Here is a 14868-nt window from a genome sequence, read left to right on the forward strand (position 1 = left end):
GCGCATGACCCGACCCGGCCGGGGTGCCCGGGGGACCTACAGCGCCCGCTCGACCCCGAGGACGGCCTGGGCCAGCTCGATGTTGGTCAGCCCCTGGAGGTCCTGACCCAGCCCGGTCTGCGCATCGAGCTCGACGATGAGCGTGTTGCGCTGGTCGTCGGCGCTCATGGTGCGCAGTGCGGCGTCGTCCCGGATCCCCAGCCGTCGCAACAGGACCATCACGGCGCCGACGCCCTCGAGCTCGGCGTCGTCGTACGCCTGGTAGTTCGTCTGGTTGCTGTGCGCGGTCATCTCGACGATCAACGTGTTCCGCTGCGACTCATGGTCTATCAGGTTCAGCTCGCGCTGGGTGCGGAAGCCTCCGCCCAGCAGGGCGCCGCGGATCCACGAGGTGACCAGCCCGGGCGCGCGACCGCCGATGCCCTTCAGGCTGCCCAGCGCGATGAGCACCAGATCGAGGCTGCCCAGGCCCTGCAGCTCCTGACCGAGCCCGGTCTGCACCCCGATCTCGACGATGGCGGTGTTCCGCTGGTCGTCCGCCGACATGGTGCGCAGTGCGGCGTCGTCCCGGATCCCCGTCTCTCGCAGGAACACCAGGACGGCGCCCATGCCAGCCAGCGTGTCGTTGTCGTAGGCCTGGTAGTCGCTCTGGCTGCTGTGCCCGGTGAGCTCGACGATGAGCGTGTTGCGCATGTCGTCGTGGGTCATCGAGTTGAGCTGGTGCTGGGTGCGGAACCGTCCGGCCAGCAGGACCCCGCGGATCGGGAACGAGCGCCGAGCGCCCCCGCGCACCTGGACGTCGACGAACTCGTGGTGCGCGTCGACGCCCAGCAGGCGCAGCGAGAAGTCGCCGGCTGTGCACGGCCAGTCGACCATGGTGCTGGCGAGCTCCAGCGGGGCGACGCCGTCGTATCGGATGCTCTGGTCGGCGTTGGTCGAGTGCACGACGAGCCCCTCCGGCGGAGCACCGGGCTCGCCGAGCGCCTGGTCGTAGTCCCAACCACCACGACGGAGCTCGACGGCGTAGCGCCGACCGTCGCGCCGGTTGGACGGCAGCGTCAGCACGACCGGCAGCCCGGAGTCCGGCAGGCGATGGTTGAGGGCGTACAGGCGCAGCGTGACCGGGTCGTCCGCATAGCCACCGTCGAGATGGATCACGGACGGGCTGTCTCGGAAGGCTGGTTTCGACAGCAGCTGGGCACCGGTCAGGCGCGGGCCCGTGATCCAGTTGGCCGGCAGCGTCAGGTGCGGCGCCTCGGCGTTCGGCCCGCCGTCCGGCAGCCCCGCGTCAGCCGGGCGCAGGAACTCCGGGTCCACCGCCTCGTACCCGTAGCGGCGGCTGCTCATGGTCGAGTACGGGGAGGCGTAAGGGTGCCCGCCCGTCGCGTTCGCCGCTGCCGCGCTGTCCTCGAGCACCTCGTGCTGGAGCTCGAAGGAGTGACCCAACTCCTGGCAGGCGGCGTCGAACGGCGTACTGCGGTCGACCACGGTCACGAAGACCTTCTTGGTGCCGCCGCTACCGGGGACGTCGACCTGGCCGCCGCCCCACCACCCCGTCGGCTGGGCGAACCACAGCAGCAGCACGTCCGTGGCGTCCCAGTCCGGATGCACCTGGCTGGTGACCTCGGCGGCGACGGCGGACTCGAAGGCCGGGCGTCCGGCCGGAGCGGACGGCGGGGTCTGGGTGGACAGGACGGGCGGGTACAGCGTGTGGTCGAGTGCGTAGAGCCCTCGGGACGACAGGAACCAGAAGTTGCCGAGGCTGTACATCCGCAGCGGCTGCATCCAGTTCGTCATCAGCTCGTCCGACCACACGGTGCTGGCGTCCGTGTTCGACGCTGCCCTGACGCGAACGACCGCGATCATGCCCCTCAGTGTCGCGCTGACCCGCGGGCAGCACAACGGCCGTTGACGTCGTTCGCCGACGGGGAGGATGGTGAAGCGCGCGGTTCGGTGTCGAGCCGCGCAGCAAGCACCAGGGGGCAGTCATGTCAGGTTCACTCAGCCCGTTCCCGCTCGTCAGCGAAGGTGCCCACGACCATCCCGTCCGGACCCTGCAGGACCTGCTCAACGAGCACGGCTACGGCCTGGTCGTCGACGGGCTCTTCGGCCCGCTGACGGACGGCGCGGTCCGCGCGTTCCAGCAGGCCAAGGGCCTGGCCGTCGACGGGATCGTCGGCCCGATCACCTGGTCCGAGGTGGTCGTGACGGTCCGGCAGGGCAGCGAGGGTGACGCCGTGCGCGGCGTGCAGGAGGAGTTCCAGTTCCGCAACGAGTCCGGCGACCCCTCCAAGGGGCTCGCGGTGGACGGGATCTTCGGACCCAGGACGGACGCCGCTGTGCGCGGGTTCCAGGAGGCGCTGCACGCCGACACCCCGTCCGTCGTGGTGGACGGGATCGTCGGTCCGGTGACCTGGCAGGCCCTGATCAGCGGGATGCTCTCCTTCTGAGTGCTCGCTCCGCGGCGCTGTCGGTGGTCACTGCCACGATCGACGGGTGGCGACCATCGACGACGTCCGGGCCGTGCTGGCCGACCTGCCGCGCAGCGATGAGGTGGTGGTGCGCGACCGGGTGAAGTTCCGGGTCGGGCAGATCGTCTACGTCGCGTTCTCCCAGGACGAGACCGAGATCGGGTTCGGCTTCCCGAAGGAGGAGCGCGCCGCCCTGGTGGCGGAGCGTCCGGAGGTGTTCTTCCTCCCCCGCCCGTCGGAGCTGCGCTTCAACTGGGTCGAGGCCCACCTCGACGCGTTGGACCCGGACGAGCTGGCCGAGCTGGGGCTCGACGCGTGGCGGATGTGCGTCCCGAAGAAGGTCTCCCGCGAGCACGACCTCACGGTCGAGGCGGCCACCGGTACGCTCCCGCCATGACCGACGACGTGACCCTCGTGGACCTGGCGGGCGAGGAGCTCGCGACGTACCTCGTGCACCTGGAGAAGTCCTACGCCGACGACATGCACCGGCTCGGTGGGGTGCCGATCGACGAGGCCCGGGAGAAGTCCCGGCGCAGCATGGCCGAGCTGTTCCCGGACGGCCAGCCCGCCGAGGGCAACCAGCTCTGGCGGGCGCAGGACCCCGAGGGCGCCACCGTCGGCATCCTGTGGCTGGCTCGGCGCGACGACGGGGCCGGCGACCCGTACGCCTGGATCTACGACATCGAGGTGGAGGAGTCCCGACGCGGGCAGGGCTGGGGTCGTCAGCTGATGCGGGCCGCCGAGCGGATCAGCCGCGAGTGGGGCCTGCGCTCGTTGCGGCTCAACGTCTTCGGTGACAACGCCACCGCCCGCAACCTGTACCGCAGCCAGGGCTTCCGCGAGCAGGCCGTGCAGATGGCGAAGGATCTCTGAGCGAGTCGGTGTCCGGCGCGACGGTTGTCGAGCAGGCGGTCGAGCAGGCGGCCCGGGAGCCCGTCGCCTGGTTCGCGGACCGGGTCGCCCACGACCTCGTGGACCTGGTCCGTTGCGGTTCGTCGGACGGCGCCCCCGCCGTGCTGGACCACGTCGAGCGCAGCGGCGGCTGGTGGGCCCTCGTCGCGGACTACGAGGGTGCGGTCGTGGCCGCGCGCTTCGCGGACGCGTCCCGGACGGAGCCCGCGGCCGGCGGGCCCTGGCCGGGACTGGACGCCAGTGGCTGGTCGTCGTCCCTGTCCGAGGCCCAGTACGTCGAGGCCTGCCGCGAGGTGCGGTCGCGGATCGCCCGCGGCGAGGTCTACCAGGTCAACGTCTGCCGGGTGCTGGAGCAGGACCTGCCCGAGGACGCTGACGTGGTCGCGCTGGCCCGGTTGCTGCGGGGCCGCCATCCCGCGCCGTACGCCGGCGCCGTCGTCCTGCCGGGGGTCGTCGAGGTCGTGTGCGCCTCACCCGAGCTCTTCCTGAGCCGGCGCGGCGACCTCGTGACTACCGGCCCGATCAAGGGCACGGCGGTGACGTCGGAGCGGCTGCTCCCCAAGGACGTCGACGAGAACGTGATGATCGTCGACCTGGCGCGCAACGACCTGTCGATCGCCTGCTCACCCGGCACCGTCGAGGTCAGTGACCTGCTCGCCGTCGAGCAGCATCCCGGGCTGGTCCACCTGGTCTCACGGGTCCGTGGTCGGCTGCGACCCGACGTCGGTTGGGGCGGGCTGTGGTCGGCCATGACACCGCCGGCCTCGGTCACCGGCGCGCCGAAGTCCAGCGCGCTGCGGGCGATCACCGACCTGGAGCCGGTGGCGCGTGGGCCGTACTGCGGTGCCGTCGGCTGGATCGACGTCGACGCGGGCACGGCGGAGCTGGCCGTGGGCATCCGCACCTTCTGGACGGCCCGCCGAGACGGACGTCGGGTGCTGCGGTTCGGCGCCGGCGCCGGCATCACCTGGGGCTCGGACCCGCACGCCGAGTGGGCGGAGACCGAGCTCAAGGCCTCCCGCCTCCTGGCGGTGGCCGCCGGCTGAGGGGCCGCCTGCCGCAGGCTCTGCGAGGATGTGGCCATGACGGACGACGGCCTGCGGGCCTGGGTCAACGGGGCCCTGGTCGAGCCTGGAGCGCCCGCTGTGGCCGCTCTCGACCACGGCGTGACCGTGGGGGACGGGGTCTTCGAGACCCTCAAGGTGGTCGACGGGGTGCCGTTCGCGCTGACCCGGCACCTGCGCCGGCTCGCCTCCTCCGCGGCGGGGCTGGGGCTCCTGCCGCCGGACCCGCAGGTGATCCGTGACGGCATCGACCAGGTCCTGCTGGACCCGCTCGAGCGCGGTCGGCTGCGCATCACGATGACGGCCGGCCCCGGACCCCTCGGCTCGGGTCGCGGGGATGCGGCCGCCACCTACGTGGTCGTCGCCGCCCCGGCGCCCCGGCACGAGCTGACCGCGCGGGTGAGCGTCGTCCCGTGGACGCGCAACGAGCGCAGCGCGGTGGCCGGGCTCAAGACGACGTCCTACGCGGAGAACGTGGTCGCCCTCGCGTACGCGACGGCGCGCGGCGGCAGCGAGGCGTTGCTCGCCAACACCCGTGGTCAGCTCTGCGAGGGCACTGGATCCAACGTCTTCCTGGTCTCGGGCGAGCGGCTGCTCACGCCACCGCTGTCCTCAGGTTGCCTCGCCGGCATCACTCGCGAGCTGCTCATCGAGTGGGCGATCGCCGATGGTGTCGACGTCGACGAGGCAGACCTCGGCCTCGACGACCTGCGCGGCGCGGACGAGGTCATGATCACCTCGTCGACCCGAGACGTCCAGGCGGTCGCCGCCGTCGACGACCGTCAGCTGGACGCGCCAGGGCCGGTGACCCGGCGGCTCACCGAGCTGTTCGCCCGGTGCGCCGCGCGGGACCTCGACCCGTAGACCCAGGTGCGTGACGCCCCGGGCCAGATGCGGGGCTAGGACGCCAGCAGCTCGGCGATCGCCGTGTCCACGTCCAGGTGGTCACCCTCGTAGCCGAGCGGCACCGCGTCGTACGTGCGGGCCAGGAAGCACTCGAGGCCCTCGGCGTCGGCCGCGAGCAGCGCGGAGCCGTCAGGCGAGCTCAGCTGGAGCATGACCACCGCGCGGTCATCCTCCACCGTCGGCCAGACCCGGACGTCGCCGTCGCCGCAGGGGGCGTGCAGGCCGTCGCTGAGCAGGTCTCTGCCCAGCACCCAAGAGATCGCCTCCTCGCCGGCACGGAAGGTGGCCTCGACGGCATAGGGGTCGCATGCCTCGAACCGCAAGGTGGCGGTGAGGAGCAGTCCCTCGTCACCGGGGACGACGAGACGCAGGTCGACGTCGTCCACGACTGACACGGGGGGCTGGAGCATGGTGGTCCTCCTGGGGTTGGGCGGGGTGTGCCCTCGTCGTGGCTAATGTGCCCCAACTGGAGGCGGGTCAAACCTGGGTGTCCGATATCCGTCATAAGTCGTCCGCTTTGTCCGATCTGCTTCTCTCGCAAGGTCAAGCGCTGGTCAAGTCCGGTCCAACGTCGGCCAAAACGTGCGATGGAGAGGTTCGGCGCGGCCGAGCGGCGCTCGCCACGTACCCTGTTCTGGTGACGACCACGGGGCCGACGGCGGGGGCCGAGCAGGACGAGCAGGAGCCCGTCGAGCGGGACGACGACTGGGCCTGGCGCGCTCGGATCAGGGCGAACCGCACCAGCTACCGGATCTACCGCGCGGTGGTCGGCGTCGTGGGTCTGGCCATCGTGGTGGCTGGCATCATCGCGATCCCCGCACCCGGCCCGGGCTGGGCCATCGTCTTCGTCGGCCTGGCGATCCTGGCCAGCGAGTTCGAGAAGGCCGACCGGCTGCTGCAGTTCGCCCGGCGGCACGTGCAGCGCTGGACGCAGTGGGTGGGGGACCAGGCGTGGTGGGTCCGAGTGCTGCTCGGTCTGGCGACGCTGGTGCTGGTGCTGGCCCTGTTCTGGACGTACTTCACCCTGGTCGGCGTGCCCACCTGGTTCCCGGACCCGGCCGAGGACGTCCTGCACGACGTGCCCGGCCTGTAGCGACCAGCCGATTTCTGACGGCCGTCGCTGATCGGGTAAGGTGATTCTCCGCGCTGCCGGTGGTGGCGCGGCCGTACGAGTACGGGCGATTGGCTCAGTGGTAGAGCGCCTCGTTCACACCGAGGAGGTCACTGGTTCGAACCCAGTATCGCCCACCAGATCGACCACAGCGCTGCCCTCAGTGCGTCTCGTAGATGCCGAGCTGGATGCCGTTGGTGTAGGTGCGGGTCTCGCGCAGGGTGAGCTTCTGCTTGTCCTCGGCGTCGGTCGGGAAGAGCCGCTTGCCGCTGCCGAGGATGACCGGGAACACCATGAGGTTCCACTGGTCGACCAGGCCCGCGCCGTGCAGGGCTCGAGCGAGCGTCGCGCTGCCGTGCACCGCGATGGGACCTCCGTCGCCCTCCTTGAGGTCGCGGACGGCGGCGAGGTCCCGCACCACGGTCGTGTTGTGCCAGGTGGGGTGGTTCAACGTCGTGGACACGACGACCTTCTCCATCGTGTTGAACTTGTCGGCGAAGTCGCCGTCCCGCTCCGGCCAGGCCGCGGCGAACCCCTCGTACGTCGTCCGGCCGAGCAGCAGGGTCTGCGTGCCGAAGGTCTCCTCGACCTTGAACTCGTAGCGGGCGGGGTCCTCCTCGATGTCGAAGGTCCAGCCGGAGTGCCGGTAGCCCTCCTCGCCGCCGGGCGCCTCCACGACGCCGTCCAGGGAGATGAACTCGGTGACGAACAGGGTGCGCATGGGGTCCTCGTCTCGGGTCGTGGGGTGCTGCTTCCGACCTCACCACGAAAGGGGAGCGGCCGATACGACACCCGGGCCCGGGCCGGAGTCGCAGGCTCGCGGCGCTGGGCGCCTACTTCCGGGCGCCGAGCAGGAGGTCGGCGACGACTCCGCCGAGGCTTGGCTGTCCGCGGCGATCGGGCGGCCCGTGACGCTGCAGCCCACGCACGGGAGACCAGCCTCTGCGGCACTCACGGACTCGTGCCGCCGCGAGAATCGAGGCCCGCCTCCCGGGCGACCACGACAGCCCGCGCGCGGTCGCTCAGCCCAAGCTTGGCGAACACGTGCCGCACGTGGGTCTTGACGGTCGCCATGCTGATGAACAGCTCGCCGGCGATCTCGGCATTGGACCATCCGGCACCGATCAGTGCGAGGATCTCCCGCTCGCGCTCGCTGAGGTCCGCGAACCCCGGTGGCTGCCGGGTCGGCACGGGCGGACGGTTCGAGAAGTGGCTCATCAGCCGAGCCGTGACCGTCGGCGAGAGCACGGGTTCGCCCGCCGCAGCGTGCCGCACCGCGTCGAGCAGTCCCTCGGCCGTGACGTCCTTGAGCAGGAAGCCGACGGCACCGGCGCGCAAGGCGTCCACGACGTGCTGGTCCAGGTCGAACGTGGTCAGCACGATGACTCGGGTGGACGCCGCCGCGGACACGATGCGGCGGGTGGCCTCGACTCCGTCCATGACGGGCATGCGGACGTCCATCAGCACCACATCGGGCCCCAGCAGCGCCACCGCTTCCACCGCGGCGGCGCCGTCCGCCGCCTCGCCGACCACCTCGACGCCACCGAGCTCCAGGATCATCCGCAGGCCGTGCCGGACCAGGTCCTGGTCGTCGACGACGAGCACCGACGTCATGGCGTGGCCCGCGCGATGAGCGGGATGCGGACGCGGACCTCGAAGCGGCCGTTGACGCAGGTCGCGTCGTAGCTGCCGCCGAGCAGCTCCGCGCGATGCCGGATCCCGGTCAGGCCGCGACCGGGTACCGGGGGGACACTGGCAGCGACGTCGTTCGTCGAGCGGACCTCGACCATGTCCGGCGTCCAGTCCACGTTCAGGCAGACAATCGCGCCGAGGGCGTGTCTGCCGGCGTTCGTGAGGCACTCTCGGACGATGCGGTGCACCGCGAGCGCGACGGGGGTCTGCTCGGGCGGGGTATCTCCGGTGACGGCCAACGAGTTCGCGATCCCGACGGATCGGGCCCGAGCCGCCAGCGTGAGGAGATCCTCCTCGCCCGCCCGCTGGGCGTCCTGCTGGGGTGACAGGACATCCAGCACGCCGCGGATCTCGCCGAGCGTCCGATGGGCCGTGCTGCGGATGGCCTCGACCGGCTCCACAGCACGCTCGGGCGTCACCCTCAAGGCAGCGGCCGCAGCCTCGGCCTGGATGGCGATCAGCGTGACCTCGTGGCCGACCACGTCGTGCAGCTCCTGGGCGATGCGCGCTCGTTCGGAGCCCACCGCGGCCTCTTCCGCACGCAGTCGCTCCGCCCGCAGCTGCTCTGCGAGGCTGGCCAGCGCCAGGTTCTGAGCCCGCTGGTGCCTGACCAGGCGACCGGCAAGCACCGGCGCGACCACGACGAGAACAGCACCTACCGATGCCACCGCCTGCTCGGGACCCAGCAGGGTCCCGGCCACCGAGGCGAGCGCGGCCCAGACCGTGACGAGCACGACGGCGAGCCGGGGGGCCCCCAGCGATCCCAGCGAGAAGAACTGCAGCAGGACGACCACGAAACCGAGCACCGGGTACCCGTCGAGGGGGATCAGCCAGAACGCGGACGACGCGAGCGCCGACTCGACGGGATACGTGTGTCGCCAGGCGAGCGGGAGCGTCGACCCGACCACGTAGAGCACGGCCGGTACGGGGCCAGCGATCGGGAAGAACGCCTGCTGGACGATGCCGGCCAGCATGAGGATCCCGGTCAGCAGGACGTCCAGGCGGGTGCTGCGAAGTCGGGCGACGAGGCTCACGGCCGCGAGCGTAGGGGCGCGCCCGGCACTCCCGCATCACCCCAGGGGATGAGCGCAGGCCTGCCAGCGGGCTGACCGGGAGCCCGCCCAGCGATCGATGCGCGGACCAGCGGGCCGGCCCTAGCGTCGTGGCACGGCTCGATCGAGCCGAAATCGTTGCTACGAAAGGAACTCCGATGACCAGCACCAGCGTCGACGTCCCGCTGGAGCGCCGGGGCCGTACCGATCCCGGCCCGGCCGGCGACGCCCTGGCCCGAGTTAGCGCCCGCTTCGGGATCGCGTTCACCGTCTGCCAGCTCGGCGTCATGGTGGCCATGTCGGTCTTCGTGCTACCCAAGGGCGGGCAGCCTGGCGAGCCACCTCTGCTCTGGGGCCAGCACGTCCTTGCCGCAGCTGACCTGTACCGGTGGGGCAACTACGTCTTCATGGTCGCGGGCACGCTCATGCTGGGCTTCCTCGGCGTCGTCCAGCTGCGACTGCGGCGGGTGGATGGCACCGGGGTGCTCGCGACCGTGGCCACCGCGGCCGGCGCCTTGCTCGCGCTGGTCTGGCCGTTCGCCGCCGTGCTGCACGACGTCGCGCTGGAGACCGCCGACGCTGGCACCGACCTGCGCATGCTCGCTGGCTGGGACGCCATCGCGCCGTTCTCGCTGGCGTTCTCGGTGCTGCCCCGACTGTTCTTCATCGGTGCGATTGTGCTCGGCCTGCGGCTTGGCGAAACGGCACCTTGGCTGCAGCGGACCGGCCTGGTCCTGCTGCCGCTGAGCCTGCTGGGCAGCGCGACCCTCCTCGCTGGCTCGATGTTCCCGGCGCTGGCGCTCAGCACCCTCGGTTACGAGCTGTGGGTGGGTGCAGTTGCCTGGCACTGGCTGCGCACGAGCCGGGGTTGACGAGGCATAGGCTCGTGGAGTGAGTGAGAACAGTGCAGTCGGCCGGGTGGTGAGCTTGCACTCCTACCCGGTCAAGTCGATGGGCGCCCCGGACCTCGACCAGGTCCAGGTGCTCGCCACGGGGCTCGAGCACGACCGCGGCTGGGCGGTGGTCGGCGAGGACGGCGCGGTCGTCACCGCCCGCCAGGTCGCGGGCCTGCGCGAGATGCGGGCGAGCGCGCCGTCCGCACCGAGCGGGTCGCCTTCGCTGCTGCTCGCCGGAGCCGGACCGCTGGTCGGCGATGGCGCCGCGGCCGCCCTGTCGGCGGCGATCGGCCAGGCGGTCGAGCTGCGGCCGGCACCGACCGCCGGCCCAGGTTTCAACGAGGTGGCCCCGGTGCACCTGGTCAGCCGTCAGGCCGTCGAGCGCGCGGCGGCCGATGAGGGGACCCACCTCGGCGACCCGGCGTGCAGCGTCGAGCAGCCGCGCGCGAACGTCGTGGTCGAGCTCGACGGCGACGACCTGGAGACTGCGTGGGTCGGGCGTGAGGTCAGCATGGGGGACGTCGTCCTGAGGATCAGCAGGCAGCCCAAGCACTGCCTCGGGGTGTACGCGGACGTCGTCCGGCCAGGCCTGCTGCGGGTCGGGGACGACGTCCGCCTCGGCTGAGCCCGTCCGGCCTGCGAACCCGCCGCGAAACCCGCTCGGCCACGCCGGTGCGACGTCGATACGATCAGGCGGACCGGCTCCAGTCCGGCGTACCACCCACCGAGCAAGCCCAGGAGGCCTCCGTGTCCGCCCAGATCACCGTGTCCGTCGCCGGGAGCGAGCGATCGGTCGCGGCGGGGACGACGGCCGGCGAGCTCTTCGCGGACGACACCCGAGGGCCCCAGGCCGTCGTCGTCGCCCGGGTCGGTGGCGAGCTGCGCGACCTGGACCACGAGCTGGCCGACGGGGACGTCGTCGAGCCGGTCACCGTCGACAGCGAGGACGGCCTGGCCGTGCTGCGGCACTCGACCGCGCACGTGCTCGCCCAGGCGGTCCAGCAGATCAACCCGAAGGCGCGGTTGGGCATCGGACCGCCCGTGCGCGACGGCTTCTATTACGACTTCGACGTCGAGGTCCCGTTCACCCCGGACGACGTCAAGGCCCTCGAGAAGGCCATGCAGCGCATCATCAACGAGGGCCAGACCTTCAGCCGGCGCGCCGTCTCGGACGACGAGGCCCGCGCCGAGCTGGCCGACGAGCCCTACAAGCTCGAGCTGATCGGGCTCAAGGGTGGCGCGGCCGAGGACGCGGCCGAGGGTGCGAGCGCTGAGGTCGGCGGCAGCGAGCTGACCATCTACGACAACCTGCGCAAGGACGGGTCGCTGGCCTGGAAGGATCTGTGCCGCGGCCCCCACCTGCCCTCGACCAAGCTGATCGGCAACTCCTTCAAGCTGATGCGCACCGCTGCGGCGTACTGGCGCGGGAGTGAGAAGAACCCGCAGCTGCAGCGGGTCTACGGCACCGCGTGGCCCAGCAAGGACGACCTGAAGGCGTACCTGGACCGCCTCGCCGAGGCCGAGCGCCGCGACCACCGCAAGCTGGGCAGCGAGCTCGACCTGTTCTCGTTCCCGGACGCGATCGGTTCGGGGCTGGTCGTCTTCCACCCCAAGGGTGGCGTGATCAAGCGCGAGATGGAGGACTACGTCCGCGCCCGGCACATCGAGGAGGGCTTCTCGTACGTCGGCACCCCGCACATCACCAAGCAGGGCCTGTTCGAGACCTCCGGGCACCTGCCGTACTTCGCGGACACCATGTTCCCGCCCATGGAGATGGAGGGGAGCAACTACTACCTCAAGGCCATGAACTGCCCGATGCACAACCTGATCTTCGCCTCGCGCGGCCGGTCCTACCGCGAGCTCCCGTTGCGGTTGTTCGAGTTCGGCTCGGTGTACCGCTTCGAGAAGTCCGGGGTCGTGCACGGCCTGACCCGGGTGCGTGGCCTGACCCAGGACGACTCGCACTCCTACGTCACGGCCGAGCAGGCGCCGGCCGAGGTCAAGCACCTGCTCGACTTCGTCCTGTCGTTGCTGCGGGACTTCGGGCTGGACGACTACTACCTCGAGCTGTCCACCCGGGACGAGAGCAAGGACAAGTTCATCGGCTCGGACGAGCAGTGGGCGGTGGCCACCAAGGTGCTCGAGGACGTCGCGGTCGCGTCGGGCCTCGAGCTGGTGCCCGACCCGGGTGGTGCGGCGTACTACGGGCCGAAGATCTCCGTCCAGGCGCGGGACGCGATCGGCCGCACCTGGCAGATGTCGACCATCCAGTACGACTTCAACCAGCCGGCCCGTTTCGAGCTGGAGTACCAGGCGGCGGATGGCTCGCGTCAGCAGCCGGTGATGATCCACTCGGCGAAGTTCGGATCGATCGAGCGCTTCTTCGGGGTCCTGGTGGAGCACTACGCCGGTGCCTTCCCGGCCTGGCTCGCGCCCGTGCAGGTCGTCGGGATCCCGGTGGCCGAGGTGCACGAGCAGTACCTGCACGACGTCGCGGCCACCCTGCGCGCGCAGGGCGTGCGGGTCGAGGTGGACGTCGCGGACGACCGCTTCCCCAAGAAGATCCGCAACGCGCAGAAGGCCAAGGTGCCGTTCATGCTGATCGCGGGCGACGACGACGTCAGCAAGGGCGCGGTCTCGTTCCGCTACCGCGACGGCAGCCAGAACAACGGCGTCGCGGTGGACGACGCGGTGGCCGAGATCCTGGAGGCGATCCGCACCCGGGCCACCACCCCGTGAGCGAGGACGCCGGCGAGGTTGCTGCGGAGTCGGCGAACGCCTTCGTGGGGGAGCCGGACGGTTTCGAGCGCCTCTGGACGCCGCACCGGATGGTCTACCTCGGGGGCGAGAACAAGCCCACCGACGCCACGCCGGCGCAGTGCCCGTTCTGCCGGGCGCCGACGCTGGACGACGAGGCCGGTCTGGTCGTGCACCGCGGCGAGTCCACGTACGTCGTGCTGAACCTGTACCCGTACAGCCCCGGCCACCTCATGGTGTGCCCGTACCGGCACGTCAGCGACTACATCGAGCTGACCGATGACGAGACGGTCGAGATCGCCGAGCTGACGAAGCAGGCGATCCGCACGCTCGCAACGGTTTCGGGGCCACACGGCTTCAACGTGGGGATGAACCAGGGCGCGGTCGCCGGGGCCGGCATCGCCGCGCACCTGCACCAGCACGTCGTCCCGCGGTGGGGCGGCGACTCGAACTTCCTCCCGATCATCGCCCGCACCAAGGCCCTCCCGGTCCTGCTGGGGGACACGAGGCAGCAGCTCGCCGAGGCGTGGGGCGCCACGGCATAACGATCCCGAATGGCTGGTTGTCCACAGATCCGTTGCGGGACAGGCATTCTGTCGGTGGTCGCGCGTAGGTTCGAGGCATGTCATCCAGCCCGGTCGCACCCGCCAGCGAGGCGTCCGCCGCGCTGGTGCAGGTGCTGGCCGGGCTGGGCCGGCTGGCCGCGGTGGAGTCCTGGCAGGTCTCGGACGACGACCTCGCGGGTGCGGTGGCGGCGCTCGACCGGGTGACCCGCCTGGCCCAGGCCCACGGCACGCGACTGCTGGCCGAGGCCGGCTCACGAGGGCTGCCCGGCCAGGCCGGGCACGCCCGGCTGGAGCACTGGCTGTCGGCGCAGCTGCCGACGACGAACCCGCGAGCCGCAGCCGCTCAGGCGCGGCGGGCCGAGCGGCTGTTCACCTCCGCCGTGGCGGCCGAGCTCGGGCCGACACGCGAGGCCCTCTTGGCCGGGGCGCTCTCGGTGGAGCAGGCGGACGTGGTTGCCGGCACGGTCGAGGCGCTCGTCCCGCCCGCCCTGCCGGCGGGCGTGGTCCCGGACGTCGCGGTCTGCGAGGGCCAGGCGTTCCTCATCGAGCAGGCGGCGCACTTCGACCCGTTGCGGCTCCGCCGGTTGGCCACCTACCTGCGGCACCGCCTCGACCCCGACGCCGACGAGCGGCTAGCCCACGACGAGGACGCCCAGACCAGAGCCCGGGCGCTGACCCTCGCCAGCACCTCGTCGGGGATGGTGCACGTCGAGGGACTGCTCACCCAGGTGTGCGGCGCCGCCCTGCGGACGGCCCTCGACGCGTGGACGGCACCGCAACCCGCCGCCGTCGGCGCCCCTGACCCCAGGTCGGCCGCGCAACGACGGCACGACGGCCTCCAGCACCTTGCCGAGCGGGCCATCGCCGCTCCCGAGCTGCTCCCGACGACGCACGGCAGTCCCTATCGAGTCGTTGTGACGGTCCCGCACGAGACGCTGGCCGCGGCTGTCGTCGGCGCCAAGGTCACGGGCTTGGCGCCCGCGACGATGCCCGACGGCACCGCGCTCAGCTCCACCACCCTGGCCACCCTCACCTGCACCGCCGACCTCCTCCCCGTCGTGATCGACGGCGTGGGCAACCCGCTGGACGTCGGCCGCACGCAGCGCTCGTTCACCGCGAGGCAGCGGCACGCCCTCTCAGTGCGCGACCGCGGCTGCACCTGGCCGGGCTGCGGCGCGCCACCCGAGTGGACAGATGCGCACCACCTGCAGCCCTGGTCGGACGGCGGCTCCACCGACCTCGACAACGCCGCCCTGCTCTGCGGCCACCATCACCGCTACGTGCATCGCACCAGCCAGACCGGTCGCCTCGTCGACGGCGAAGGGCACTGGGACACCGGCCCACCGCGCGACCGCCCGCCGCATCCCACCATCACCCGAGCCACCCGACTTCTCGACGCCCTCGCACGCCGATGGCGCACGCCCTGAGGGCAGAACAGGGA

At 71.5% G+C, this 14868-nt stretch carries 16 protein-coding genes and 1 tRNA gene; 12 read left to right on the forward strand and 5 right to left on the reverse strand.

Annotated elements, in window-relative coordinates:
- Window positions 1-36 precede the first annotated feature (36 nt).
- Entirely contained in the window at window positions 37-1866 is a 1830-nt protein-coding gene (locus tag ABEB17_RS10500) for a hypothetical protein (RefSeq protein ID WP_345716644.1), read from the reverse strand.
- Between the two features lie 122 nt (window positions 1867-1988).
- Here ABEB17_RS10500 and ABEB17_RS10505 point away from each other — a divergent pair, with 122 nt between their 5' ends.
- The 5 genes from ABEB17_RS10505 to ABEB17_RS10525 are packed head-to-tail and all read left to right on the forward strand — an operon-like array spanning window position 1989 to window position 5311.
- Window positions 1989-2450: a peptidoglycan-binding domain-containing protein gene (locus tag ABEB17_RS10505; protein ID WP_345716645.1), complete on the forward strand. Its 462-nt coding sequence runs from the start codon at window positions 1989-1991 to the stop codon at window positions 2448-2450.
- Between the two features lie 46 nt (window positions 2451-2496).
- Window positions 2497-2868, forward strand: a complete 372-nt coding sequence (locus ABEB17_RS10510; protein WP_345716646.1) for an MmcQ/YjbR family DNA-binding protein — start codon at window positions 2497-2499, stop codon at window positions 2866-2868.
- Window positions 2865-3344 (forward strand): GNAT family N-acetyltransferase, encoded by a 480-nt coding sequence (locus ABEB17_RS10515; RefSeq protein WP_345716647.1) that lies wholly within the window; start codon window positions 2865-2867, stop codon window positions 3342-3344. Before ABEB17_RS10510 ends, ABEB17_RS10515 begins: the two co-directional genes overlap by 4 nt.
- 8 nt (window positions 3345-3352) lie before the next feature.
- Entirely contained in the window at window positions 3353-4429 is a 1077-nt protein-coding gene (locus ABEB17_RS10520) for a chorismate-binding protein (protein WP_345716648.1), read from the forward strand.
- Between the two features lie 36 nt (window positions 4430-4465).
- Window positions 4466-5311: an aminotransferase class IV gene (locus ABEB17_RS10525; RefSeq protein ID WP_345716649.1), complete on the forward strand. Its 846-nt coding sequence runs from the start codon at window positions 4466-4468 to the stop codon at window positions 5309-5311.
- A 35-nt stretch (window positions 5312-5346) separates the two neighbouring features.
- Here the strand turns inward: ABEB17_RS10525 and ABEB17_RS10530 are convergent, their stop codons facing one another.
- Entirely contained in the window at window positions 5347-5763 is a 417-nt protein-coding gene (locus ABEB17_RS10530) for an SsgA family sporulation/cell division regulator (protein ID WP_345716650.1), read from the reverse strand.
- A gap of 227 nt (window positions 5764-5990) precedes the next feature.
- Here ABEB17_RS10530 and ABEB17_RS10535 point away from each other — a divergent pair, with 227 nt between their 5' ends.
- On the forward strand, window positions 5991-6446 hold the full coding sequence (locus tag ABEB17_RS10535) for a TIGR02611 family protein (RefSeq protein ID WP_345716651.1): 456 nt from the start codon (window positions 5991-5993) through the stop codon (window positions 6444-6446).
- An 83-nt stretch (window positions 6447-6529) separates the two neighbouring features.
- Window positions 6530-6604: transfer RNA gene (locus ABEB17_RS10540), tRNA-Val, on the forward strand.
- Between the two features lie 20 nt (window positions 6605-6624).
- Here the strand turns inward: ABEB17_RS10540 and ABEB17_RS10545 are convergent.
- The 3 genes from ABEB17_RS10545 to ABEB17_RS10555 form a co-directional block, all read right to left on the reverse strand.
- Window positions 6625-7185: a dihydrofolate reductase family protein gene (locus ABEB17_RS10545; RefSeq protein WP_345716652.1), complete on the reverse strand. Its 561-nt coding sequence runs from the start codon at window positions 7183-7185 to the stop codon at window positions 6625-6627.
- Window positions 7186-7415: 230 nt separating this feature from the next.
- Complete coding sequence (locus ABEB17_RS10550; RefSeq protein ID WP_345716653.1) at window positions 7416-8078, reverse strand: response regulator; 663 nt, start codon at window positions 8076-8078, stop codon at window positions 7416-7418.
- Window positions 8075-9190 carry a sensor histidine kinase gene (locus ABEB17_RS10555; protein WP_345716654.1) on the reverse strand — a complete coding sequence of 372 codons (1116 nt, stop codon included), beginning with the start codon at window positions 9188-9190 and terminating at the stop codon, window positions 8075-8077. Before ABEB17_RS10555 ends, ABEB17_RS10550 begins: the two co-directional genes overlap by 4 nt.
- Before the next feature lie 176 nt (window positions 9191-9366).
- Here ABEB17_RS10555 and ABEB17_RS10560 point away from each other — a divergent pair, with 176 nt between their 5' ends.
- The 5 genes from ABEB17_RS10560 to ABEB17_RS10580 all read left to right on the forward strand — a co-directional run bounded on the left by ABEB17_RS10560 (window position 9367) and on the right by ABEB17_RS10580 (window position 14854).
- Entirely contained in the window at window positions 9367-10080 is a 714-nt protein-coding gene (locus ABEB17_RS10560) for a hypothetical protein (protein WP_345716655.1), read from the forward strand.
- A gap of 19 nt (window positions 10081-10099) precedes the next feature.
- Window positions 10100-10729, forward strand: a complete 630-nt coding sequence (locus ABEB17_RS10565; RefSeq protein WP_345716656.1) for an MOSC N-terminal beta barrel domain-containing protein — start codon at window positions 10100-10102, stop codon at window positions 10727-10729.
- 122 nt (window positions 10730-10851) lie between these two features.
- Entirely contained in the window at window positions 10852-12843 is a 1992-nt protein-coding gene (gene thrS / locus ABEB17_RS10570; RefSeq protein ID WP_345716657.1) for a threonine--tRNA ligase, read from the forward strand.
- Window positions 12840-13406 (forward strand): HIT family protein, encoded by a 567-nt coding sequence (locus ABEB17_RS10575; RefSeq protein WP_345716658.1) that lies wholly within the window; start codon window positions 12840-12842, stop codon window positions 13404-13406. Before thrS ends, ABEB17_RS10575 begins: the two co-directional genes overlap by 4 nt.
- Window positions 13407-13483: 77 nt before the next feature.
- Complete coding sequence (locus tag ABEB17_RS10580) at window positions 13484-14854, forward strand: HNH endonuclease signature motif containing protein (RefSeq protein ID WP_345716659.1); 1371 nt, start codon at window positions 13484-13486, stop codon at window positions 14852-14854.
- The last annotated feature ends 14 nt before the right edge of the window (window positions 14855-14868 follow it).

This window comes from Angustibacter luteus (assembly GCF_039541115.1).
GTDB classification, from domain to species: Bacteria; Actinomycetota; Actinomycetes; order Actinomycetales; family Angustibacteraceae; genus Angustibacter; species Angustibacter luteus.